The sequence below is a fragment of the Blattabacterium cuenoti genome (assembly GCF_014251635.1).
In the GTDB taxonomy this organism is placed as follows: Bacteria; Bacteroidota; Bacteroidia; order Flavobacteriales; family Blattabacteriaceae; genus Blattabacterium; species Blattabacterium cuenoti_S.
The window spans coordinates 308,416-334,033 of sequence record NZ_CP059194.1 but is presented as its reverse complement, the minus strand read 5'-3'; the positions used below and the strand labels follow the sequence as shown (position 1 = coordinate 334,033).

The following is a 25,618-nucleotide window of genomic DNA, read 5'->3' as shown; positions in this document are numbered from 1 at the left end:
AAAAAATTTAATATTTTTTAAAACTATTTTGTTTTGTTTTAAAAAAAGTTTTTTATACTGGAAAATTTATTATATTATGATTGAATAATAAAATTAAAAAAATGAAAATAAATATTTTTCTTATTATTTTTTTATGGTTTTTTTATCCTTCTCATAGTTTTGCAGAAATTATAAAACAAAAAAACACAACAGATGAAAATTCTCATTTTAACATATTTTTAGATTTCTCTAATAGTATTAATTCTACAATAGAAAAAGAATTTTCTGAAGGGGCTCGTTTTTATGAAGACTATTTAAATTTGGAAGTGATAGGAAAAGCCAATGATAAAATCAGTTATCATTTTACAAAACAATTGAAACAAATAGGGGGTTATAAAATCATGGATTTAGCTTATTTAAAATATAAGTGGAACGATAAACTTTATTTTTTGGTAGGAAAACAACCTTTTTCTTTTGGTAGTATGGAATTTTCTAATAATTTCTCTGAACATGTATATCGTTATCCGCATGTATACAAAAATAAGGATGATTATGTCGGATTCAGTTTTATTTATCTTCCCATAAAAGATCATGAATTACAATTTCAAGCGATCAATAACACAAAAGAGAAAGATGATCCTCAAGAAATAAATCATCCTATGGGATATTCTGTGAATTGGAATTGGAGTTTATCAAATAATAATAAAATCATTCAAAATAAATGGTCCTATTCTATTTTTCAAGAGTATGAGAGTCAAAAATTTTGGAAATTATTAGCTTTAGGTAGCAAATTAAATTGGAAACCTATTTCTATAGAAGCAGACTATATACTTAGTGATGAAGACATAGAAAGAAATGGTAATGTAAGAAGAATTTTACGATCATTGAATTATAATTATTCCTATAATCCCTCTGTAAAATATAGAACATATTTAGTAAAATTAAAATACAACTTTATTCCAAAATGGAATTTCATTGCTAAAGGGGTATATGAAACAGGAACCTCTAAAAGAGGATTGAATGATATTTTAGAATATAATAAATTGTTTAAAACAGCATATACTTATTATGGAGGTATAGAATTTATTCCCATAAGAAAAAATGATGATCTTAGTTTTGATTTTGCGTATCAAAACCAAATAGTTAATTACAGTTTAGATAAAATGAAAAAAGAAAATAAGAATAATCATTTTATCACTTTAGGATTGAGTTATCGTGTTAAAATAATTTAAAAAAATAATCGATAAAAAAAAATATCGAGATGCAACATGTAGTCTCGGTATTTTTTTTATAGATCAGTATATCAGTAAGTCAGTAAGTTATAATATGAAAATCGGACTTTATTTTGGATCATTTAATCCTATTCATTTAGGGCATACAATTATTGCTAATCATATAACAGAATTTTTAGATATAGATTATGTTTGGTTTGTGGTTTCTCCACAAAATCCATTAAAAAAAAAAGAACCTTTTAGATTATGAACATAGAATAGAAATGGTTCGAAAAGCTGTTTGTGATTATGAAAAAATGAGTGTTTTGGATATTGAATGTGGATATTTTCCTTCTTATACAATCCATACACTTTATAACATAGAAAAAAAATATCCTAGAAATCAATTTTTTATTCTTTTAGGAAAAGATTCATTTTTTTCTTTCAGGAAATGGAAAAATTATAAAATTATTTTAAATAGATATGATATTTTAGTTTATCCAAGAATTGGATCTTTTACACATCCGGTTTTAACATATCAAAAAAATAACATAATTTTTTTGAAAGCTCCAATTATTGAAATCTCTTCTTCTTTTATTCGAAAATCTATTCAAGAAGGAAAGAACATGAAACCTCTGCTTCATGCAGAAGTTTGGGATTATATGAATAAATATAAATTTTTTATAAAAAAGTAAAATTATTCTTTTGTTTTAATTGTTTTTATATTTATAATATTCATGAGCTTTTTTTAACAATCTTATAAATTCAAGTTCCCCGAATATTTTTTTTATGGAATGCCAATTTGGCTTTTTTACATAAAATTTTTCTTCATGAAAAGAAAAAAGGGGAATATTAGTAACAATAGTAATTAATTTTTTGTATAAAAGACCTAAATCTTTATTTTTTTCAATATTTTTTTTTATTTTTCCGTTAAGATCATGAGTTGAATTTAATAATTTTTCAATACTTCCATATTTTTGAATAAATCTGATGGCATTTTTTATTCCAATTCCTGGCAATCCTGGTATATTATCAGAAGAATCCCCCATCATACTCCATAAATCTATAACTTGTCTTGGATGGTTCACTCCAAATTTTTTTTTGATTTCTTCTATTCCAAAAATTTTTTTTGTATTTCCTTTAAAAGGTGGAATATAAACTTTAATGTTTTCTGTTATCAGTTGAAAAAAATCTTTATCTAAAGTGACTATATAAATAATATATCCTTTATTTTCTGCTTTTTTAGCTATTGTTCCGATAAAATCATCGGCCTCATATCCGTTGGGAGCATAAAAAAAAGAAATTTTAAAGGTTTTTAAAATCTTGATAATATAAGGAATAGCTATGAAAATAGCTTCCGGGGTTTTTTTTCTATGTGCTTTATACTTGTCATATTCTTCTTTTCTAAAAGAAGTTCCTTTACGGGAATCAAAAATAGTTGCCATATAGGATGGCTTTTCATTATTTAATGTGTTCATTAAAAAATATGTGAAATTTATGATAGGCGAAGTATTGAGGCCTTTAGAAGTGAAAAGTGGATTATGTATATAAGCATAATAACTTTGATAAATAAGGGGATATGCGTCAATTAAAAATAATTTTTTATTATTATTATTCATATATCAATTTTTTATTTTTTATATTTTATTATGAAAAAATCAAATAAATATACAGTCACTGCTGCTTTACCATATGCAAATGGCCCAATTCATATAGGACATTTGGCAGGAGTTTATTTACCTGCAGATATTTTCGTTCGTTATCTTAGACGAAATAAAATAGATGTTATTTTTATATGTGGATCGGATGAACATGGAGTACCTATTGCTATGCAAGCTAAAAAAGAAAAAAAAACTCCTAAAGAAATAGTGAATAAGTATCATTACATGATTAAAGATTGTTTTAATAATTTTGGAATACAGTTTGATAACTATTCCAGAACCTCTACAAAAATTCATCACGAAATTTCTACTTCTTTTTTTAAAAAACTTAATGAAAAAAAAAAGATTTTTGAAAAAGTATCTGAACAATATTATGATAAAGAAGCTCAACAATTTTTAGCGGATAGGTATATATCTGGAACATGCCCTCATTGTAAAAATGAAGAAGCTTATGGAGATCAATGCGAAGATTGTGGAAGGCCCCTAATCCCTGAAGATTTAATATCTCCCAAATCGACTATAAGTGGAAGCTTTCCAATTTTGAAAAAAACCAAACATTGGTACTTTCCCCTAAATCAATATCAAAAATTCTTGGAAAAATGGATTTTAATTAATCATAAAAAAGATTGGAAAGTGAATGTATATGGACAAGCAAAATCTTGGTTAGATCAAGGGTTAAAACCTCGTGCTATAACAAGAGATTTGAATTGGGGGGTACCTGTTCCCCAGGATAAAGGAAAAGTTCTATATGTATGGTTTGAAGCTCCTATAGGATATATTTCTTCTACTATAGAGTGGTCTAAACAAACAAAAATAGATTGGAAACCTTATTGGAAAGATGAAAATACCAAATTAATTCAGTTTATAGGAAAAGATAATATTGTTTTTCACTGCATTATTTTTCCGGTTATACTTAAAGCATATAATAGTGGATATATCCTTCCAGATAAAATATTGGCTAATGAATTTCTTCATCTAGAAAACAAAAAAATATCTACTTCTAAAAATTGGGCAGTATGGGTGCATGAATATTTAAAAGATTTTCCAAATCAACAGGACCCCCTTCGTTATATTTTAATAGCTAATATGCCTGAAAAAAAAGATAATAATTTTAATTGGAAAAATTTTCAAATAAAAAATAATACTGAATTGGTTGCTATATTAGGAAATTTTGTAAATAGAAGTCTAACTTTAATACAAAAGTACAATAAAGGCATCGTCCCTTATCCTGAAATGTTGTCTATAAAAGACAAAAATATTTTAACAAAAATTAAAGATTATCCAGAGCATATAGGAAATTTAATTGAATCCTATCAGTTTCGAGAATCCTTAGCATGTTTTATGGATTTAGCTAGACTAGGAAATAAATATTTAACAGAAGAAGAACCTTGGAGTAAAAAAAAAGAAAAACGTATCAATACCATACTTTATGTATCCCTGCAAATTGTTGGTATGTTAGCACAATTAGCAGAACCTTTTCTTCCATATACGGCAAAAAAATTGTTAGACATGCTTCGGTTGAAAACTTTTTTTTGGAATAAAATAAAAAACATAGAAGAAATTTTATGTCCAGGACATGTTTTAGGCAAGACTGTATTTTTATTTAAAAAAATAAGTAACGAAAGTATTGAAAAACAAATGAAAAAACTGAAAAAAATACAGTCATTTATGCAGTGATTTTCTATTGTGTGTCTATTGGCGGAGAGAGAGGGATTCGAACCCCCGGAGGTATCACCCTCAACGGTTTTCAAGACCGCCGCAATTAACCACTCTGCCATCTCTCCAAATTACATGTGTATGTCCACTATGTTTCTCAGAAGATCTTGCATCGTTTCTCTTTTTCTTATAAGAAAATCTTTTCCCTTAAAAATCATAACTTCAGAAGGTCTATAACGAGAATTATAATTAGAAGACATAGAAAAACAGTAAGCTCCTGCATTTTTAATGCATAAAATATCTCCTTCACGGATTTCTTTAACTTTTCTATTAAACCCAAAGGTATCCGATTCGCAAATATATCCCACTACTGTGTAAAAACGAAAACGACCATTTGGATTCGAAATATTTTCAATACAGTGATAAGCATCATAAAACATAGGACGAAGAAAATGATTAAACCCTGAATCTACTCCCGCAAATACAGTAGAAGTAGTATGTTTAATGACATTTACACTAACTAAAAAATATCCAGATTCACTAACTATAAATTTACCTGGTTCAAATATCAAAGTAATTTGACTTCCATAATTCTTACAAAAATTTTCAAATTCTTCTGTAATACAATAACTTAAAGAATTAAGATCCGTTTTTATATCATTTTTTGTGTATGGAACTTTAAAACCACTTCCAAAATCAATATAATCAAGATTGGGAAAATCAATAGCTGCTTGAAATAAGACTTTTGCTCCTGATAAAAAGGCTTTGATATTTGAAATATCAGATCCTGTATGCATATGAAATCCTTCTATTTTAAGTCCTGTATTTTTTAATATTCTTTTCATATGAGGAATTTGATAATAAGAAATACCAAATTTAGAATCAATATGTCCTACTGAAATTTTAGAATTTCCTCCTGCCATAATATGCGGATTAATTCTGATTCCTATAGCATAATCAGGGTAATATTCTCCAAATTGTTCTAAAATGGACAAATTATCTAGATTGATTCTAACTCCGAAACCAACTGCCTTTTTTATTTCTTGAATAGAAACACAATTAGGAGTGAATATAATTTTTTTAGGATGAAAACCTGCTTTTAATCCTAGTTCTACTTCTTGAATAGACACGGTATCTAATCCGCTTCCCAATTTTTGCAAAAATTTCAATATATTCAGATTAGTATTAGCTTTACAGGCATAATTAATGATTAAATTTTTTATCCCACTAAAAGCTTTTTTCATCTTTATATATTGTTTTTTTATTTTGCAAGAATCGTATACATAAAGTGGAGTCCCATATTTTTTTGCAAGTTGAATTAAGTATTCTCTATGAACTGGGTAGCTTTTATTTTTTAATTCATGCATCATAATTTACAACAAAGATAAATGAATCACATCATTCATATTTTTAACATAATCAAAGGTTAATCCTTTTAAGTGTTCGGGTTTAATTTCCTCTACATCTTTTTTGTTATCCTGTGATAAAATAATTTCTTTAATATTAGCACGTTTAGCCGCTAGAATTTTTTCTTTAATTCCACCAACAGGAAGGACTTTCCCTCTTAGAGTGATTTCTCCTGTCATAGCTAGATTAGGCCTTAACTTTCTTTTAGTAAAACTTGACACTAGAGAAGTTAACATTGTTATTCCTGCAGATGGACCATCTTTAGGAACGGCTCCTTCAGGAACATGAACATGCACATTTTTCTCTTCAAACATTATAGGATCTATGTTAAATTCTTTATAATGAGCTTTAATATATTGCAAAGCAATTGTCGCAGATTCTTTCATCACCTCTCCTAAATTTCCAGTAATACTTAAATGACCTTTTCCTTTAGATAAACTGGATTCAATATATAAAATATCTCCCCCAAAATGAGTCCAAGCTAAACCAGTAACCACACCTGGAATATTATTTTCTTCATAACGATCTGGATCATTGGGTATTCCAAGAATTTTTTCTATTTTTTCAATACTTAAAAGTTTCACATATTTTTTGTTCATAGCAATATGTTTCGCGACATAACGTGCTAATTTAGCAATATGTTTTTCCAAAGTTCTCAATCCAGATTCTCTTGTATAACTTTCAATGACTTTTTCTATTTGTTTTGTTCCAAGTACTAAATCAGATTTTTTTAATCCATTGTCTTTTAATTGTTTAGGTAGAATATGTTTTTTTACAATTTGCGTTTTTTCTTCTACAGTATATCCATTCATTTCTATAACTTCCATTCTATCTATTAGAGCAGGTTGAATATGGGAAAGTGAATTCGCTGTAGCAATAAATAATACTTTTGATAAATCGTAACCCATTTCTAAAAAATTATCGTAAAATGAGGTATTTTGTTCCGGATCTAAAACTTCTAACATGGCCGAAGAAGGATCTCCATTTGTACCTAGACCCATTTTATCTATTTCGTCTATAACAAAAACGGGATTTGAAGTTCCTACTTTTCGAATAGATTGTAATAGCCTACCAGGCATGGCGCCTATATAAGTCCTTCTGTGTCCCCGTATTTCTGATTCATCATGCAACCCCCCCAAAGAAATACGAACGTATTTTCTTTTCAATGCGGTAGCTATAGATCTTCCCAAAGAAGTCTTACCGACTCCAGGTGGACCGTAAAAGCATAAAATAGGAGAACGCATATCTCCCCTTAATTTTAATACAGCTAAATATTCTATAATACGTTCTTTTACTTTTTCCAGTCCATAGTGATCTCTGTCTAATATTTTTTGTGCATAATCTAAATCAAAATTATCTTTTGAGTATCTTCCCCAAGGAAGATCAATCATTAATTCCAGATAATTTCTCTGTACCGTATATTCTGGCATTTGAGGATTAGTTCTTTGCATTTTTAGCAATTCCCTATCAAACTGTTTTTTTGCTTCCTTTGGCCATTTTTTTCTGGAAGCTTTAGCTCGCATTTCATCTATCTCTTTTTCATAAGAGATATCTCCTAATTCTTCTTGTATGGCTTTAATCTGCTGATGCAAAAAATATTCTCTCTGTTGTTGATCCATATCACTACGAACACGGGATTGAATGTCGTTTTTTAATTTAATTTGCTGATGTTCTACGTTTAGAAAACGTAATGTTTCCATTGCTCTTTTTTTCAAATCATCGTATTCTAACAATTTTTGCTTATCTCTAGTAGCTAAATTCATATTAGCTGCTACAAAATTTATTAAAAAAGAAGGACTTTCTATATTACGAATAGCAATGCTCGCTTCTGATGGAATATTGGGGTTATCTTGAATAATTTTTATAGCTATTTCCTTTATAGATTCTACTAAAGCAAGGTATTCTTTATCCTTACAGGAAGGTTTATTTTCCTCTAACGCTATAATTTCTGCTTTAAAATATGGATCATTTTGAATAAAACGATTGACTTTAAATCTTCTTTTTCCCTGCAAAATAACCGTGGTATTTCCATCAGGCATTTTCAATAATTTCAATATTTTAGCAACCGTTCCAATAGAATACAAATCTTTTTCACTAAGGTTTTCTATTCCAGAATTTTTTTGTGTTAATACTCCAACTGTTTTATCTAATCCATAAGCATCTTGTAACAATTGTATGGATCCACTTTTTCCTGCTATAATTGGAAAAACAATTCCAGAATACAAAACCATATTTTTTACTGTTAAGATACATAATTGTTCAGGAATATCTCCTTTAAGTAACTGATCTTCTTCATCTTGACTCATTAAGGGAATAAACTCTGCTTCAGACTCGAATCCAGATTCTGTAAATATATTTTTTAATAACATAAAAAAATAGATTTCTGACTCAAATGATGAATTAACTCTTAGTTAAGAATTAATCTCCACTTATAAATTAAATATACTGTTTTCTATATGAAAAACAAAACCATCTATACGTACTTAAATTAATTACTGAAATCGTTAAAATTGATTATTATTTTTTTGAATCATATCCAAAAAAATATGTTCTGTCAAAATTTTTATGTGATTTTTTTTCATACTTTTTTTTAATTTGGAACCAAAATTTTTTCCAACTACTATAAAATTAATTTTTTGATTTACAGTATTATACACTCTTCCACCTAAAAATTCTACTATATTTTTAGCTTCATTCCGGGTTATACAAGATAATTTTCCTGTGAATACAAAAGATTTTCCTTCAATCAAAGAATACTTTTTCATTATAGGATATTTATAAACATGGAATCCATATTTAACAAGCATCTTAACTATGGATTGATGTTCCGTAATTGAAAAATAAGTAATGATACTTTTTGCAATTTTTTTTCCTATGCCAGAAATAGAAATTAAATGATTATAATTTGCATGTATTAAAGAATTGATATCCGAAAAATTATCTGTTAATTTTTTGGAAATATATTCTCCTACATGAGGAATTCCTAAAGCAAATAATACTCTGAAATAGGGATTTTCTTTCGATTTTTCTATATTATTCAAAATTCCACATGCCAGTTTTTCTTTGACTCCTTCAATTTGAAGGAGTTCTTTTTTTTTCAATTCATATAAATCATAAAAATTATATAAAAAACCTTTTTTGTATAGTTTATGTATCATTTTTTCTCCAATTTTTTTTATGTTCATAACACTTACAAAGTGGATTATTTTTTCTATTCTTTGAGAAAAACAGTTTTGATTAGTACAGTAAAATAATTCATTTCTTTTCGTTAAAATGCCATTACATGATGGACATTTTTTTAAAAAAAATACAGGAAAGGTTTGATTCAATCTTTTTTTGATGTTGATTTCTGTAACTTTTGGAATAATATCTCCTCCTTTTTCTAATAAAAGTGTATCTCCATAATGAATTCCCATTTTTTGTATAAAATTATCATTATAAAGTGCAACTCTTTTGATTGTCGTTCCAGAAATTAAAAGAGGAACGACATTGGCTACAGGAGTAATGATCCCTGTACGTCCTACTTGAAACGTAATACTTAATAATTTGGTTTCAGACAATTTTTGTCGAAACTTATAAGCAATAGCCCAACGTGGATATTTATTGGTAAATCCTAAAAGGGATTGTTTTTTATATTCATTAACTTTAATCACTATTCCATCTGTCTGATAAGGAAGTTTATTTTTACATATATCCCAAAAGTCTATAAAATGGAATACTTCTTTTATGTTCCTGCAAAAACGCGCTATTTCCGGAGCTTGAAACCCCCAATATTTTATGTATTTTATAGCTGCATATTGTGTATTAAAAGGTAAATTGTTTCCTACAACATGAAATGCTATACAAAATAAATCTCTTTTACGTACTTCTTGTATATTCTGAATTTTCAGTGTTCCACTAGCCGTATTTCTTGGATTCGCATAAGGATTTTGTCCATTTTTGATACGTTTTTTATTAATTTCTATAAAACTCTTTATAGGAATAAAGATTTCTCCACGTATTTCAAGATACATAGGATAGTTATCCCCTCTTAATTTTAAAGGAATATATTTTATCGTTTTTATATTTTTTGTGACATCTTCTCCTTTTTCTCCATCTCCACGAGTTACCGCTTTTGTTAAAAATCCGTTTTGATAAATCAAATTAATAGATACTCCATCATATTTTGGTTCACATACAAAAGATAAAGAATGAAGTGATTTACTGATTTTTGTTTTCCAAATCATTAATTCTTTTTTAGAATAGGTATTTTGAATAGAGTACATTTTGTATTTATGAGAAGCAGTAGAAATAGAATCTTTTTTAGTGACTTCTGCTCCTACTTTCATTGTAGGAGAAGTTGGATCCTGTAATTCAGGATTTTTTTTCTCTAAAAAAGATAATTCTTTTAATTTTTTATCAAAATGATAGTCAGATATTTCTGAAGTATCCGAATTATAATATTGATCATTATATTTTAACAACTTTTTTCTGAGTTTATATATTTTTTTTTCTATTTTTTCCATATTATTTATTAAGTTTAGTTGGAGTAATAAACTCCACGAACCATTCTGAAATAGCCTTGAAAATCTCTTTTTATTTCTATATTTAGAAACCCTATTTTTTTCATAAAATCAATAATATCTAAATAGATAAATTGGTTTATTTCAAAATAAACATAAACGATTCCAGTTAATCTTTTTTTGATCCAAAAAGAAATTTTTTTATAAAAAATCAAAGGATCCTCGTCAGGAACAAATAAAGCTTGATAAGGCTCGTATTGAACAATATTTGGATGTAGTAGTTCTTTTTCAGATAGCCTGATATAAGGAGGATTACTTACGATAATGTAAATCGTATTTTTATTCATTTTTTGGGGTTTATATATTACATTTTTCAAGATATCTACATTTTTTAATGAAATTTTTACATTATGTAATTTTGCATTTTTACAAGCTATGTCAAGAGCTTCTTGGTCAGAGTCAATGGCACAAATGTGTTGTATAATTTCAGGTTTTTTCTTTTTTAAAGTAATACTAATACATCCACTTCCTGTTCCAATATCAAATACTTGAACGGGATTATCATGATGATCCTGATCCTGTAGAATCCAGGATACAAGTTCTTCTGTTTCTGGTCTTGGAATGAATACTTTTTCATTAACTATGAATTTCAGACCAAAAAAATAGGTTTGCCCAATTACATATTGTATGGGTCTATTTTTTTTTAATTCCCATAATTTTTTTATTAATTTATCGTAAATAAAAAAATTTATCTTTTCTTTTCTACTTAATCGTAATAAAATAGTTGTTTTATCACATCGAAAAATATGAGTAGTGAGTAAAAAAAAGAGATTTTCTACCTCCTTAGGTTCTGGATATAAATCTTGAAGAGTCTTTTGAAAAAGACGGAAAAATTTGTAAAAAGATTCCATATGACGAAATTAAAATGATGTAAATTTCAAAAAAAATACTTATTTTATATATATATGAGACATAAGACATAATTTTTTCGTTTTTTATGTTAGATTTAGATGGTGATACCATTGTGGCTTTAGCTACTCCTATTGGATCTAGTGCTATTTCTGTTATTCGTATTTCTGGAAAAAATTCTATATCTATTGTTGAAAATATTTTTGTTTCTATTAAATCTGGAAAAAAACTGGAAAATCAATCTACACATACGATTCATTTAGGATATGTTGTAGCAGAAAATAATAATTTATTAGATCAAGTTTTAGTTTCTATTTTTAAATCTCCTTTTTCTTATACAGGAGAGAATATGATAGAGATTTCTTGTCATGGATCTTATTATATTCAACAACAGATTTTGCAATTGCTCATTAGAAAAGGAATACGTTTGGCTCGTCCTGGAGAATTTACATTGCGTGCTTTTATCAATCAGAAAGTAGATTTATCACAAGCTGAAGCTATAGCTGATTTGATTGTATCTGAAAATAAAATATGTCATGAAATATCTTTAGAACAAATCAAAGGATCATTCTCTAGTCTTATTAAGGATTTAAGGAAAAAATTATTGGATTTTGCATCTTTACTAGAATTGGAATTGGATTTTTCTGAAGAAAATGTGATCTTTGCTAAAAGATCAGAACTTTTTTCTTTCTTTCAAGAATTAAAAGGGACTTTAAAAGATTTAATTGAATCTTTTTCGTTAGGAAATGCTATAAAAAAAGGAATTTATGTGGTCATTATTGGAGAACCCAATGTGGGAAAATCTACTTTTTTTAATCAGGTTCTTCAGGAAGACCGTTCCATTATATCCCATATAGAAGGAACGACTAGAGATTGTGTGGAAGGAGAAATTATTTTGAATGGAATTCTTTTTCATTTTTTGGATACGGCAGGAATTAGAAAAACCAAAGATCCTATAGAAACTATGGGAGTGGAAAAAACCATGAAAAAAATAGAAGAGGCTCAAGTCATATTATATATTTTTGATTCTTCAAATAAAAATAAAAAAGAACAAAAAATTATTAGTGATATTAAAAAAATTCACAAAAAATATCCGTTAAAAAATATTTTTGCCATAGCGAATAAATCAGATATATCTCCTTTTCATGATTTTGAAAATTTAAAGTCAAAAATTCCCTATTTTTTTGAAATTTCGTCAAAAAATTATCGTGAAGTAAAAAGGGTGCTCAATGCTTTGGGTTCTTTATTTTTGGATAAATTAAAGGAAAAAAAAATAGTGGTAACACAAGATAGACATTATGAAGCTTTAAAGCACTCGTTAAGAGAAATATCATTAGCACACAATGCTTTTAATCAAGGATATTCAGTAGATTTAGTCTCAATATATATTAAAGACGCATTACGGTATTTAGGAGAGATTACGGGAGAAATCACAAGTGAAGATATACTCAAAAATATTTTTTCAAAATTCTGTATTGGAAAATAAATAAAATTATGTCACTACATTCTGTAAGAGTTCGTTTTGCTCCTAGTCCTACAGGCCCACTTCACTTGGGTGGAATCAGAACAGCATTATATAATTATCTTTTTGCTAAAAAACATAGAGGAACATTCGTCCTTAGAATAGAAGATACTGATCAAAAAAGATTCGTTGAGAATTCTGAATCGTATATTTTGGAGTCATTAAAATGGTGTCACATAGAACCTGATGAAGGAGTTGGGTATGGAGGGCCTTATTCTCCTTATTTTCAATCTAAAAGGGGGCATATTTATCGTATGTATATCAAGAAATTGTTAAAAAAAGGATATGCTTATTATGCTTTTGATACAGATCAAGATCTTGATAAAAAAAGAAAAGAATATAATCATCATGGGTTAACTTTTTCTTATAATTCTAGAATTAGAATGAACCTAAACAATTCTTTAACTATGACGAAAGAACAGTTACATGATAAATTGCGATCTTATTCTTATGTGATTCGATTTAAAATAGAACCTGGAGAAAAATTGAAAATGCATGATATCATACGTGGCAATATAATTGTAAATACAGATCATTTAGACGATAAAATTTTGTTAAAATCGGATGGAGTAGCAACTTATCATTTAGCTAATACAATAGACGATTATTTAATGAAAATTACTCATGTGATCAGAGGAGAAGAATGGCTTCCATCTATGTATTTGCATGTATTGTTATATAGGGCTTTGGGTTGGACTCCTCCTAATTTTGCACATTTGCCTTTAATTTTAAAAAAAAATGGAAAAGGAAAAATTAGCAAAAGAAACACAGATAGCTTAAATTCCCCTATATATCCTATACAATGGAAAACTCCAAAAACTAAAATTATCTTACCAGGATATAGGGAATTAGGTTATTTGCCAGAAGCATTTGTGAATATGTTAGCTTTATTAGGATGGAATCCTGGAGTTGAAAGGGAAATTTTTTCTTTACAAGAATTAATCAATTTATTTTCTTTAGAAAAAATAAACAAATCTGGTGTTTTTTTTGATATAAAAAAAGTAAATTGGTTCAATAAAAAACATTTAAATGATAAAAAGGAAGAAATATTTGCATTTCTTTCTGATAAAATCAAAAAATATTCTCTTTTATACAAGACAGATTACTTATGGAAAGTAATCCATTTAACAATGAATAGGATTCATTTTATTCATGAAATATGGGAACATTCTTTTTATTTTTTTATTTCTCCTAGTTCTTATGAAGCTAATTTTTTTAATAAAATTTGTCATGAAAATAGTATTCTTCAATTAAAGAATGCCAAAATATTGTTATATAATTTGAATCAATTTACATCTGTAAATTTGAGATTTTTGTTTCAAAAAACAAAAAATAAACATCAAATCATGCAATTATTTCGTTTAGCTGTAGTGGGGGTTCTAAAAGGAATTGATATTTTCATAATTTTTGAAATGTTAGGAAAAAAAGAAAGTATACAACGTATCGAAAAACTGATCAATAAAATCAAAGAAAAAATTTAGAATGTTTTTGAAAAAAGAACATAAAAATATAGATTTACATTTTCGTAAAAAAAAATTCAATGTTTAAACATTATGAAAATGTTATAATAATAACTCCTATATTATCTGATGATCAAGCAAAAGAAACAGCTAAGGAATATGAAAATTATATCATACAAAAAAAAGGAAAAATCGTTCATCAGGAACATTGGGGGTTAAAAAAATTAGCTTATTCCATTCAAAAAAAACAAAGCGGTTGTTATCACTTATTTGAATTTTTGTTAAATTCTGATTTAGTTTCTGATTTAGAATTGAAATTAAGACAAGATGAGCGTATTTTACGTTTTTTAACTGTAAAATTAAATAAACATGGAATAGAATATGCTGAAAAAAGAAGAAAAAAATTATTAAAAAAAGATGAAGAATTATGATATTAGAGGAACCCCATCAACATGCAAAACAAGTAGTAGATAATGAATTAAGATATTTATCTCCTATTAAAATCGAAACCAAAGTAGAAAAAAAATATTGCTTATTTGAACAAAGAAATATTAAATATATAGATTATAAAGATCCTACATTTTTAATCAAATTTCTGAATGCGCAAGGAAAAATTTTACCACGTCGTATCACAGGGACTTTACAAAAAAATCAAAATAAATTAAATGCAGCTATTAAGAGATGTAGACAGATTGGTCTTTTACCTTTTGTTACAGATGATTTAAGATAAAAATGAAAATTATCCTCAAAAAAGACATAGAAAATTTAGGGTTTCAATACGATGAATTAGATGTAAAACCTGGTTATGCTAGAAACTATCTAATTCCTAAAGGGTATGCTGTTTTAGCTTTACCTGGAACTATAAAAAATACTCATGAAATATTGAAACAACGTTCTAAAAAAGAAAGTTTTTTAATTGAAAAATCGAAAGAAATAGAAGATAAATTAAAAAAATTAACTATTAAAATCCCAGTTAAGGTAGGTAAAGGAGGAAAACTTTTTGGTTCGATTAATAATCAATACCTGATGAAAATTTTAAGTAAAGAAGGAATTTCCATAGATAAAAAATTTATTAGAATACTTGGAAATAAAGTAATTAAAACAACAGGAAAACATCAGGTCAATATCCGTTTACATAGGAAATGCGAGTTTAAGTTAAATTTTGAAGTATTATCTTCTTCCCAATAAAGTATCATATAATAAAAATAAATTGAGCAATACAATGATGATGGTAATAACCCAAGCTAATATTTTTAAAATAGGCCCATTGACAAATGGTCCCATTTTTTCAGAATCCCCTGTAAAATTAACTAATGGAACAATAGCAAAACTTAGTTGGACTGATAAAATAATTTGACTAATTATTAATAATTCAGTTGTTCCTTTTTCTCCATAAACAATAGAAACAATCATGGCTGGAACAATTGCTATAAGTCTTGTGATTAATCTTCGAATCCAAGGTTTAAATTTTATATTCAGAAACCCTTCCATGACTATTTGTCCAGCTAGAGTTCCAGTTAATGTTGAATTTTGTCCTGATGCTAGTAAAGCTAATGCAAAAAAAACTCCAGCTAGACTAGAGCCCAGTATAGGACTTAAAAGTTTGTGAGCGTCCATGATGTCTGCAACTTCTGTATGTCCCGCTTTATGAAAAGTGGAAGCAGATAAAATTAATATAGCTGCATTGATAAAAAACGCTAAGGATAAAGATAAGGTGCTGTCTATGGTCGCATATTTTATCGCCATTTTTTTTCCTTCAATAGTACGTGGATAATCTCTGGTTTGTATGATACTTGAGTGTAGGTAAAGATTGTGAGGCATTACCGTCGCTCCTAATATTCCTATAGATATATAGAAAGAATGCGAATTTTTCATAATTTCAGGGTTAGGGATAATTCCTTTTAATATGGGAAAAATTTCAGGTTTGGAACTAATAATTTCAAAACTGAAACAAACTAAAATTGTAAAAATTAAAGCGGCAACTACACTTTCAATATATCTAAAACCTTTATATTGGAAAAACAAAATAATTAAAACATCTATAACTGTAATTAATACACCCCATGTAATGGGAATGCCAAAAAGCAATTTTAAGGCTAATACGGAACCAATGATTTCAGCTAAATCACAAGCAGAAATAGCAATTTCACATAATATCCATAGGATAAAACTAATCAAGGTAGGGTAATGATCTCTACAAGCTTGTGCTAAATCTCTCTCACAAACAATTCCTAATTTTAAAGCTAAATGTTGCAAAATAATGGCAAAAAAATTGGATATAAAAATGACGGATAAAAGCATATAACCAAATTTAGCTCCTCCAGCGATGTCTGTTGCCCAATTTCCTGGATCCATATATCCCACAGCAATTAATAATCCTGGCCCAGTAAAAGCAAAAAGTTTTTTCCATATTCCTTTCTGTTGAGGAACAGAAACGGAAGAAAAAACTTCCGAAAGAGAAGGATGCTTATTTTCATACCTCCATCCTATAGAAGATTTTTTCTTTTTCATAATGACATAATGAAATAATAGAATACGAAAACATAAAGTTAACCGTTTTAATCTTTTTGTTGTCAAATTCATATTTCATCACTACAATTATAAAAAGTTGAAAAAATTGTATAAAATGGAATAATTTTTTATATTTGCTTCAAAATTTTTCCGCTTTATTGATAGTGATTCAATCTTTTTCTTTTTTTTGATTTCATGAAAAAAATAGCGATACAAGGGGTTAAGGGGTGTTTTCATCATGCAGCTGTTTCCAGATATTTTGAAGGATGTAATTATAAGTTGATGGAATGTTCTTCTTTTAGAGAATTGGCTGTTTCCGTAGCAAAATCTAATGTAGATATTGGGGTAATGGCTATAGAAAATACTATAGCGGGAACGATTTTGACGAATTACAGTCTTTTATCTGAATATAATTTAAAAATAGTGGGAGAGGTATATATGCCTATACAACATCATATCATGGCTTATCCCGGACAAAATATAGAAAATATTAAGGAGATATATTCTCATCCTATGGCTATTTTACAGTGTGAATTATTCATAGATGCACATCCTGATATAAAAATATCCGAGTATTCAGATACAGCTGCTGCTGCTAAATATATTTCTATATGCAAAAAAAAAGGTTTAGCTGCAATAGCGTCTGAAAATGCGGCGAAAGAATATGGTTTGGAGATCATTTCCAAGAATATACAAACGATTACAAGTAATTTTACTAGATTTTTCGTTATTAAAAATATTAAAAATTCTTATAAACAAGAAAATGATTCTTTTAATAAAGCTTCATTAATATTCAAAATATTGCATACTACTGGGAGTTTATCTCAGATATTGAGTCTTATATCTAGTCTTGGAATTAATATGACGAAAATACAATCAATCCCTATCATACAAAGACCTTGGGAGTATTCATTTTATATGGATATTATATTCAACAATATCAAAGATTATGAAAAAATGAAAAAAAGAATACAAAAAATTCCCTGTCTTCATCAATTATCTATTATGGGAGAATATAAAAATGGGAGAATAAGATCTTAATGTATAATGATTCTAGAAGCAAAAAGAACGCATAAAATATCGGAATACTTTTTTTCAGAAAAAATGAAGGAAATTCATAATCTTGAAAAAGATGGTGTAAAAATTATAAATTTAGGAATTGGAAACCCTGATCTTCTTCCTCCACATGGGGTGGTACATAAAATGAAAAAAGCATCAGAATTGAAGCATGCTAATACTTATCAAAGCTATATTGGAATAGAAGCACTACGGAGTGCCATTTCTAATTGGTATAAAAAAGTATATCAAGTTGATGTTAATCCTAAAAGTGAAATTTTACCATTAATGGGTTCTAAAGAAGGAATTATGCATATAAGCATGTCTTATTTAGATAAAGGGGATGAGGTCTTAATTCCAGATCCTGGATATCCTACTTATTCCTCTATATCAAAACTTTTAGAAGCCAAAATTGTCTATTATGATCTTGATGAGGGAGAAAATTGGAGCCCTAGACTGGAAAATATATCTAGGTCAAAAGCTAAGATGATGTGGATTAACTATCCTCATATGCCTACGGGAGCAACAATTATTTTTGATAAATTAGAAGAAATTGTTCTATTTGCGAAAAAAAATCGTGTATTACTCGTTCATGACAATCCTTATAGTTTGATATTGAATGAGGAACGTCCTTTAAGTATTTTTAATATAAAAGGATCTAAAGATATAGCTTTGGAATTAAATTCTTTAAGTAAAAGTTACAATATGCCTGGATGGCGTGTTGGAATGATAATAGGAAAAAAGGAATTTATTCAGAATATATTGAAAATAAAAAGTCAAATGGATTCTGGTATGTATTACCCCATACAAATTGGAGCTATAGAAGCTATGAATCATGATTCAGAATGGATTGAAAAATTGAATATAGAATATATCAAACGAAGAAAAATTATATGGGAAATATGTGATTTTTTAAATTTAAAATATGCAAAAAAAAGTTCTGGAATATTTGTTTGGGCCAAAATCACTGATGGAAATAAGAATGATCGTATATGGTCCGAAAAATTTCTCAAAACTTATCACATATTTGTTGTTCCTGGGAGAGTGTTTGGCCATAATGGAAAAGGATATGTAAGGTTTTCTATGTGTTGTCCAGTAAAAATTTTGGAAGAGGCGAAAAATAGAATTTTTTCATGAATATTGGAATAATAGGATTAGGATTGATTGGAGGATCCATTGGTTTAGGGTTGAGAAAATCAAATTTTGGAGATAAATTTGTAGGAACAGACTCGAATAAAGAAAACGCTTTACATGCTGTAAAACTTGGAATTGTAGATGAGATAATTCCTTTACAGGATCTTATTGTGCAATCTTCAGTAATTATTTTATCTATTCCTGTAGATGGAATAGAGAAAATTCTTCCAAGTATTTTGAATAGAATCAGTAGGGATACAGTCATTTTAGATACTGGATCTACTAAATATGATATTTGTAATAGAATTAACTCTCATCCTAAAAGAAGTCGCTTTGTCGCTACACATCCGATTGCAGGAATTGAAAATTCTGGACCTATTTCAGCTTATTCTGATTTGTTTTATAAAAAAAAATGTATCATTTGTGATTCTGAACTTAGCGCTCCAGATGCAATGTCAGTTGCTACAAAAATCTATTCTATTATGAACATGAGTGTGATTTATATGAGTTCTAAAGAACATGATTTATGTATTGCTTATATATCTCATTTACCTCATGTGGTTTCCTTTTCTTTAGCTAGTACCGTTTTAAAAAAATTTAAAAATGAAAATAAAATTTTTAATAATATGATGGGAAGTGGATTAGATTCAACTACACGTTTAGCGAAAAGTAAACCTGAAACATGGTTGCCTATTTTTATTTCGAATAGAAAAAATATGATTCAAGCTATAGATTTTTATATTGATCATTTAAATAAATTTCGTAATTATTTAATAAACAAAGAATTTCATAAAATATATGAATATATGAAAAAAGCAAACAATATAAAAGATAAAAAATATGTGTAAATTAAATGTATTGTGATGGAAAAATTGAATAATAGTATAGACAGATCTTGGATAGATAAGTGGAATCAACCCTTCATTATATCTGGTCCTTGTAGTGCAGAGAGTGAAAAACAAATATTAGAAACAGCCAATAGATTAAATTCTTCCTATGTTCAAGTATTTAGAGCTGGAATATGGAAACCTAGAACAAAACCCAATAATTTTGAGGGAATTGGAAAAAAAGGATTAGAATGGCTCCATAAGGTTAAAAATAGTACGGGGTTAATGGTCGCTACAGAAATAGCAAATGCAGAACATGTTAAATTATCCATTTCTTTTGGAATAGATATTCTTTGGATAGGAGCGAGAAGCACTGCAAGTCCTTTTACGATTCAAGAAATAGCGGATGCGTTGGAAGGAGAAGAGAATAAAATCATTTTAGTAAAAAACCCCATTCATCCTGATATAGAATTATGGACCGGAGCTTTAGAACGTTTATTGGGGAAAGGTATTAGAAAATTAGGAGTCATACACCGTGGATTTTACACATACAAAAACTCAAAATATCGCAATCAACCTAATTGGAATCTTTTGTTAAATTTTAAAAGCCTTCTTCCTAGAATTCCTATAATATGTGATCCTTCACATATTTGTGGAAATAAAGAAGGAATTTTAGATATAGCAAAAAAAGCTTATCATTTTCAATATGAAGGATTAATGATAGAAAGTCATTGTGATCCTGATCATGCTTGGAGCGATGCTCAACAACAAATCACTCCAGAAAATCTTTTGGAAATGTTAAAAGAATTAACATATGTTAGAAAATGTGATCAAAAAAGTAAAATATCTTTAGATTCTTTTCGAATTTTAATCGATGAACTAGATGAAAATATTATTACGCTTTTATCAGAAAGAATGAACATTTCCAAAAAATTAGGAGCTTTTAAAAAATCTTCAGATATTGAAATTTTTCAACCAAGTAGATGGAAAGATATTATGAAAAAATCTATAGACTTGGGGAAAAGTTTAGGAATTTCTGAAGAATTCCTTGAAGGAATTTTTAAACTCTTGCATCAAGAATCTATTAAAATTCAGAATCAAATTAGGTAATTTATTATAAAAATACTTCTTAGTCCTAAAAATGGCTTATTTATTTACCAGCGAATCTGTTTCAGAAGGTCATCCTGATAAGATTTCCGATCAAATATCGGACTCTATATTAGATCATTTTTTAGCGTATGATCCAAATGCGAAAGTAGCTATAGAAACTTTAGTCACCACGGGGCTAATTATATTAGCTGGAGAAGTAAATTCTAATACCTGGGTTAATGTTAAAAAAATAGCTCGTAATATTCTTAGAAAAATAGGATATACTAAAAATGAATACAGATTCAATGCAGATTCTTGTGGAATCCTTTCTTCTATCCAAGAACAATCTTTAGATTTATTAGAGGGGATTCATAGATCGAAAAAAGAAGAACAAGGTTCTGGAGATCAGGGGATTGTTTTTGGTTATGCCGTGAAAGAAACGGATAATTATATGCCTTTGTCATTAGAGATCTCACATCATATCTTAAGGGAACTTTCATATCTTAGAAATGAAGGGGAAAAAATGACTTATTTACGTCCAGATGCAAAATCTCAAGTAACTTTAGAATATTCTGATGACAATGTCCCGGTGCACATTCACGCTATTGTCATTTCAACTCAACATGATGAATTTGATACGAAAGAAAAAATGCATCTACGTATAGTTGATGATGTTAAGAATATTCTTATTCCAAGAGTAATGAATAATATAAAAAATGTAAAAAAATTATTTACAGATAAAACGAAATATTACATCAATTCAACAGGAAAATTTGTCACGGGGGGACCTCATGGGGACACTGGTCTTACCGGAAGAAAGATTATAGTAGATACTTATGGAGGAAGAGGATCTCATGGAGGAGGAGCTTTTTCTGGAAAAGACCCATCTAAAATGGATAGATCTGGTGCTTATGCCGCTAGACATATAGCTAAAAATTTGGTGGCAGCAGGAATTTCAGATGAGTTACTGATACAAATATCTTACGCTGCAGGGATTGCAGAACCCATAGGAATTTTTGTCAATACCTATGGGAAATCAAAAATAGATAATGAAAACATTGCGTTGAATATAAATAAAATTTTTGATTTACGTCCTTATGCTATAGAAAAAAGATTAAAATTGCGTCAGCCAATATATGAGGAAACATCTGTCTATGGACATATGGGAAAAACTCCTAAAAAAGTGTATAAGTCTTTTTTGGATATAGAAGGGAATCAAAAAAAACAAGAAGTAGAACTTTTCACATGGGAAAAGTTGGACTATTTATCCGTTATAAAGGATATATTTTACAATAAATAGGTATTTTTTAGTTCAATATTTTAACTATGTCTTACAATTTATTGAAAGGAAAAAAAGGAATTATATTTGGAGCCTTGGATGAAAATTCTATTGCTTGGAAGGTAGCAGAACGGGCTTATGAAGAAAAAGCATCTTTTGTATTAACCAATACACCAGCTTCTTTAAGAATAGGTAAAATTTATGAATTATCTCATAAAACAAAATCTATGGTGATTCCAGCAGATGCTACTTCCATTCCAGATCTGAATATTTTATTTGAAAAAACATTAGATTATTTTGGAGGAAAAATAGATTTTTTATTGCATTCCATAGCTATGTCTATAAATATACGAAAGGGTTTAACTTATCCTTCTTTAAATTATGAATTTTTAAGAAAAGGATGGGAAATCTCTGCTGTATCTTATCATAAGATTATGCAAACAGCTTGGAATAAAAAAGCGATGAATAAATGGGGTTCTATTGTGGCTATAACATATATTGCTTCTCAGCGTAGTTTTCCTCATTATGGAGATATGTCAGATTATAAATCCTATTTAGAAAGTATTACACGTAATTTTGGCTATTATTGGGGAATCAAAGAAAAAGTAAGGGTGAATACTGTATCACAGTCTCCTAGTATAACACGATCAGCGAAAGCCATTAAAGGGTTTAATCAACTTTTCATGTTATCTGAAAAAATATCTCCGTTAGGAAACGCTTCTGCACAAGATTGCGCTAACTATATAATTACACTTTTTTCAGATTTAACAAGAAAAGTAACGATGCAAAATTTATATCATGATGGAGGTTTTTCTCATACTGGAATTAATGAAGCTATGATTTCATAAAAATTAAATATCCTATAAATTTTAAGTAACTCTTAATTATTAAAAAATATGAAAAAAATTATAGCTCCATCCTTACTTTCAGCAAATTTAGCTTTTTTGTATCGTGATATAGAAATGCTGAATAAAAGTGAGGCAGATTGGTTACATATTGACATAATGGATTCCTCTTTCGTTTCTAATATTTCTTTTGGATTCTTGTTTAGTAAATATGTAAAAAAATATGCCCATAAGCCTATGGATGTACATTTAATGATATTACAACCAGAACGCTATGTTGAACAGTTGAAAGCTTGCGGAGCCGATCATTTACATATTCATTATGAAGCTTGTATTCATTTAAACCGAACAATTTATGATATTAAAGAAAATGGGATGAAGGTGGGAGTGGCTGTGAATCCACATACTCCAGTTTTTCTTTTACAAGACATTATTAAAGATATAGATTTTGTTTTATTGATGAGTGTTAATCCTGGTTATAGTGGACAAAAATTCATTCCTCAAACATATCAAAAATTAGAAGATACTAAGGATTTAATATTAAAAAAAGATTCTTCTGCTCTTATAGAAGTAGATGGAGGTGTAAATTTAGAAAATTCTTCTTTATTATTCAAAAATGGAGCAGATATATTAGTGGCAGGAACTACTATTTTCTCTGATTCTAATCCACAAAAAATTATTCGTAGAATGAAATTAGGAAATTAAACATTATTATGATTTCTAAAGAAACTATAAAAAAAATACTTTCCGTTTCTTGTATAGAAGATGTTATTGGAGATTTTGTAGGATTAAAAAAAAGTGGGTTGAATTATAGAGGACTAAGCCCTTTTTCTAATGAAAAAACACCTTCTCTTATAGTTTCTCCTACAAAAAAAATATGGAAAGATTTTAGTTCTGGAAAAGGAGGGAATATTATTACTTTTCTTATGGAACATGAACATTTCACTTATGAGGAATCATTACGTTTTCTTGCTAAGAAATATGATATCAAGATTAATCATCTAGATATAGATCAAAAACATAAAAAAGAGGAAGAAGAATACGAAAAATTATACTTGATACAAGATTATGCAAAACGTTTTTTTATTTACCAATTACATTCTACCCAAGAAGGACAGAAAAATGGATTAAATTATTTAATTCAAAAAAGAGGTTTTGACATAAAAATAATTCATAAATTTGAATTAGGCTATGCTCCTATTTCTTGGAATATACTTACGAAAACAGCATTAAAAAATGGATTTAAAATACAAGATATAAAAAAATCTGGGGTTTCTGTTTTTAGAAAATACAATCATTTTTTTGATTGTTTCCGTAAACGTGTGATGTTTCCAATACATAATTTATCAGGAAAGGTTATCGGTTTTGGAGGTAGAAATATTGATTATAGATACTCCACTAAATACATCAATTCATCAGAAAGTAATATCTTTAAAAAAAGTAAAATTTTATATGGCTTGTTTCAAGCTAAAACAAACATTATAAAAGAAAATTTTTGTTATTTAGTGGAAGGATATACAGATGTTATTTCTTTACATCAATCTGGTATAAAAAATGTAGTTTCTTCTTCGGGGATTTCACTCACCGTGGATCAAGTCCTATTGATTAAAAAATTTACAACAAATATTGTTCTTTTTTATGATGGAGATCGTTCTGGAATTAAAGCCTCTTTAAGAGTAATTAATATGATGTTAGAACGAGAAATGAATTTACGTGTATTATTTATTTCTAATGGAGAAGATCCAGATTTTATATCCAAAAAATATTCTTTTTCTCAACTCAGAGATTTTATTGCAAGAAATAGTTACAATTTTGTTTCCTTTAAACAAAAAATATATGAAAAATTCCATAAAGATGACCCCATCAAAAAATCATTTTTAGTTAAAAATATTTTGAATAGTATTTCAAAAATATACAATGTAATTCAAAAGGAATTATACCTGCAAGAAGCTTCCAAAGTGCTCAACATTCGTCAAGAAGTTTTGATTTCTGAATTGACAAGAATACACGAAAAAAAAGCACAAAAACTTAGTACAGTTAAGAGATATCCCCCGTTTTTTTCAAAAAAAAGAAACACTATTCTCATTATTGAAGATCAATTGATCCAATTGATTTTAAATCATGGAAATAAAATTATAAAAAAAAAAGAATACAAGACCACGGTTTTAGAAGAAATATTACGTATTTTTAAATGCGGAAATTTACGTTTTTCTTTGAAAAAGAATCAGGAAATATTTGATAAAATTTGTTTACAAAAGAAAAAAAAAGATGCCTCAAATTTTTTTTATAAAAAAAATATAAAATATTATTCATTATCTAAATGGGATAGAAAAGGAATACAAGTTTCTTCTCAAGAGGATCACATAAATCAATATATTAGCGATCTTTTATTAAGATATCAATCTTTATGTATTTCTAAATTGATTCAAAAAGAAATCATACATTATCAGAATTATCTTGAAAAAGATAAGAATAGAAAAGCTTTTATAAAAAAAATTATGCATTTAACAAATATAAAAAATGAACTTCATAAAAAGTTACATAGATATGTGTAATTTTTTTATAATAAT

21 protein-coding genes, 1 tRNA gene and 1 pseudogene are annotated in these 25,618 nt (G+C 27.9%); 16 read left to right on the top strand and 7 right to left on the bottom strand.

Features of this window, described 5'->3' with window-relative positions:
- The first annotated feature begins 101 nt into the window (after positions 1–101).
- Both H0H64_RS01585 and nadD read left to right on the top strand, forming a co-directional pair.
- Positions 102–1,211, top strand: a complete 1,110-nt coding sequence (locus tag H0H64_RS01585) for a porin (protein ID WP_238784978.1) — start codon at positions 102–104, stop codon at positions 1,209–1,211.
- 94 nt (positions 1,212–1,305) lie between these two features.
- Positions 1,306–1,885 (top strand): annotated as a pseudogene (gene nadD, locus H0H64_RS01580) (nicotinate (nicotinamide) nucleotide adenylyltransferase).
- 15 nt (positions 1,886–1,900) lie between these two features.
- On the opposite strand, the gene H0H64_RS01575 reads toward nadD, so the two are convergent.
- Positions 1,901–2,809: a 5'-3' exonuclease gene (locus tag H0H64_RS01575; protein ID WP_185857069.1), complete on the bottom strand. Its 909-nt coding sequence runs from the start codon at positions 2,807–2,809 to the stop codon at positions 1,901–1,903.
- A 30-nt stretch (positions 2,810–2,839) separates the two neighbouring features.
- Between H0H64_RS01575 and metG the strand changes: the two genes are divergently transcribed.
- Positions 2,840–4,528: a methionine--tRNA ligase gene (metG, locus tag H0H64_RS01570; protein ID WP_185857068.1), complete on the top strand. Its 1,689-nt coding sequence runs from the start codon at positions 2,840–2,842 to the stop codon at positions 4,526–4,528.
- A 19-nt stretch (positions 4,529–4,547) separates the two neighbouring features.
- Here metG and H0H64_RS01565 read toward each other — a convergent pair.
- The 5 genes from H0H64_RS01565 to H0H64_RS01545 all read right to left on the bottom strand — a co-directional run bounded on the left by H0H64_RS01565 (position 4,548) and on the right by H0H64_RS01545 (position 11,327).
- Positions 4,548–4,635: transfer RNA gene (locus tag H0H64_RS01565), tRNA-Ser, on the bottom strand.
- Between the two features lie 3 nt (positions 4,636–4,638).
- Entirely contained in the window at positions 4,639–5,877 is a 1,239-nt protein-coding gene (gene lysA / locus H0H64_RS01560; protein WP_394798746.1) for a diaminopimelate decarboxylase, read from the bottom strand.
- Between the two features lie 3 nt (positions 5,878–5,880).
- Positions 5,881–8,283, bottom strand: a complete 2,403-nt coding sequence (gene lon / locus H0H64_RS01555; RefSeq protein WP_185857067.1) for an endopeptidase La — start codon at positions 8,281–8,283, stop codon at positions 5,881–5,883.
- Positions 8,284–8,418: 135 nt separating this feature from the next.
- Positions 8,419–10,419 carry an NAD-dependent DNA ligase LigA gene (ligA, locus tag H0H64_RS01550; RefSeq protein ID WP_185857066.1) on the bottom strand — a complete coding sequence of 667 codons (2,001 nt, stop codon included), beginning with the start codon at positions 10,417–10,419 and terminating at the stop codon, positions 8,419–8,421.
- A 14-nt stretch (positions 10,420–10,433) separates the two neighbouring features.
- Positions 10,434–11,327: a N5-glutamine methyltransferase family protein gene (locus H0H64_RS01545; protein WP_185857065.1), complete on the bottom strand. Its 894-nt coding sequence runs from the start codon at positions 11,325–11,327 to the stop codon at positions 10,434–10,436.
- Positions 11,328–11,413: 86 nt separating this feature from the next.
- Between H0H64_RS01545 and mnmE the strand changes: the two genes are divergently transcribed.
- From mnmE to rplI, 5 genes are read left to right on the top strand one after another with little or no spacing between them, the layout of a single operon-like run.
- Positions 11,414–12,811: a tRNA uridine-5-carboxymethylaminomethyl(34) synthesis GTPase MnmE gene (gene mnmE, locus H0H64_RS01540; RefSeq protein ID WP_185857064.1), complete on the top strand. Its 1,398-nt coding sequence runs from the start codon at positions 11,414–11,416 to the stop codon at positions 12,809–12,811.
- 8 nt (positions 12,812–12,819) lie between these two features.
- Positions 12,820–14,328 carry a glutamate--tRNA ligase gene (gene gltX / locus H0H64_RS01535; protein ID WP_185857063.1) on the top strand — a complete coding sequence of 503 codons (1,509 nt, stop codon included), beginning with the start codon at positions 12,820–12,822 and terminating at the stop codon, positions 14,326–14,328.
- Between the two features lie 59 nt (positions 14,329–14,387).
- Positions 14,388–14,738 carry a 30S ribosomal protein S6 gene (rpsF, locus tag H0H64_RS01530; RefSeq protein WP_185857062.1) on the top strand — a complete coding sequence of 117 codons (351 nt, stop codon included), beginning with the start codon at positions 14,388–14,390 and terminating at the stop codon, positions 14,736–14,738.
- On the top strand, positions 14,735–15,037 hold the full coding sequence (gene rpsR, locus H0H64_RS01525; RefSeq protein WP_185857061.1) for a 30S ribosomal protein S18: 303 nt from the start codon (positions 14,735–14,737) through the stop codon (positions 15,035–15,037). Before rpsF ends, rpsR begins: the two co-directional genes overlap by 4 nt.
- A 2-nt stretch (positions 15,038–15,039) precedes the next feature.
- A complete protein-coding gene (gene rplI / locus H0H64_RS01520) occupies positions 15,040–15,495 on the top strand; it encodes a 50S ribosomal protein L9 (RefSeq protein WP_185857060.1) in 456 nt (151 codons plus the stop codon).
- On the opposite strand, the gene H0H64_RS01515 is transcribed toward rplI, so the two are convergent.
- Complete coding sequence (locus H0H64_RS01515; RefSeq protein ID WP_185857584.1) at positions 15,478–16,818, bottom strand: Nramp family divalent metal transporter; 1,341 nt, start codon at positions 16,816–16,818, stop codon at positions 15,478–15,480. The genes rplI and H0H64_RS01515 overlap by 18 nt on opposite strands.
- 195 nt (positions 16,819–17,013) lie before the next feature.
- On the opposite strand from H0H64_RS01515, the gene H0H64_RS01510 reads away from it, so the two are divergent.
- Genes H0H64_RS01510 through dnaG form a run of 8 tightly spaced genes read left to right on the top strand, consistent with a single transcriptional unit; the run spans position 17,014 to position 25,603 of the window.
- Complete coding sequence (locus tag H0H64_RS01510; RefSeq protein ID WP_185857583.1) at positions 17,014–17,859, top strand: prephenate dehydratase; 846 nt, start codon at positions 17,014–17,016, stop codon at positions 17,857–17,859.
- 6 nt (positions 17,860–17,865) lie between these two features.
- The gene (locus tag H0H64_RS01505; RefSeq protein WP_185857582.1) at positions 17,866–19,011 is read left to right on the top strand and encodes a pyridoxal phosphate-dependent aminotransferase; all 1,146 of its coding nucleotides are present in this window, start codon (positions 17,866–17,868) and stop codon (positions 19,009–19,011) included.
- Positions 19,008–19,856 (top strand): prephenate dehydrogenase, encoded by an 849-nt coding sequence (locus tag H0H64_RS01500; protein ID WP_185857581.1) that lies wholly within the window; start codon positions 19,008–19,010, stop codon positions 19,854–19,856. The genes H0H64_RS01505 and H0H64_RS01500 overlap by 4 nt, the downstream gene beginning before the upstream one ends.
- A gap of 15 nt (positions 19,857–19,871) precedes the next feature.
- On the top strand, positions 19,872–20,945 hold the full coding sequence (locus tag H0H64_RS01495; RefSeq protein WP_185857580.1) for a bifunctional 3-deoxy-7-phosphoheptulonate synthase/chorismate mutase type II: 1,074 nt from the start codon (positions 19,872–19,874) through the stop codon (positions 20,943–20,945).
- A 31-nt stretch (positions 20,946–20,976) separates the two neighbouring features.
- Entirely contained in the window at positions 20,977–22,224 is a 1,248-nt protein-coding gene (gene metK / locus H0H64_RS01490) for a methionine adenosyltransferase (RefSeq protein WP_185857579.1), read from the top strand.
- Positions 22,225–22,250: 26 nt separating this feature from the next.
- A complete protein-coding gene (locus tag H0H64_RS01485) occupies positions 22,251–23,051 on the top strand; it encodes an enoyl-ACP reductase FabI (protein ID WP_185857578.1) in 801 nt (266 codons plus the stop codon).
- Between the two features lie 48 nt (positions 23,052–23,099).
- Positions 23,100–23,753, top strand: coding sequence for a ribulose-phosphate 3-epimerase (gene rpe, locus H0H64_RS01480; protein ID WP_185857577.1), 654 nt, complete (start codon positions 23,100–23,102; stop codon positions 23,751–23,753).
- Positions 23,754–23,761: 8 nt separating this feature from the next.
- A complete protein-coding gene (gene dnaG / locus H0H64_RS01475; protein ID WP_185857576.1) occupies positions 23,762–25,603 on the top strand; it encodes a DNA primase in 1,842 nt (613 codons plus the stop codon).
- The last annotated feature ends 15 nt before the right edge of the window (positions 25,604–25,618 follow it).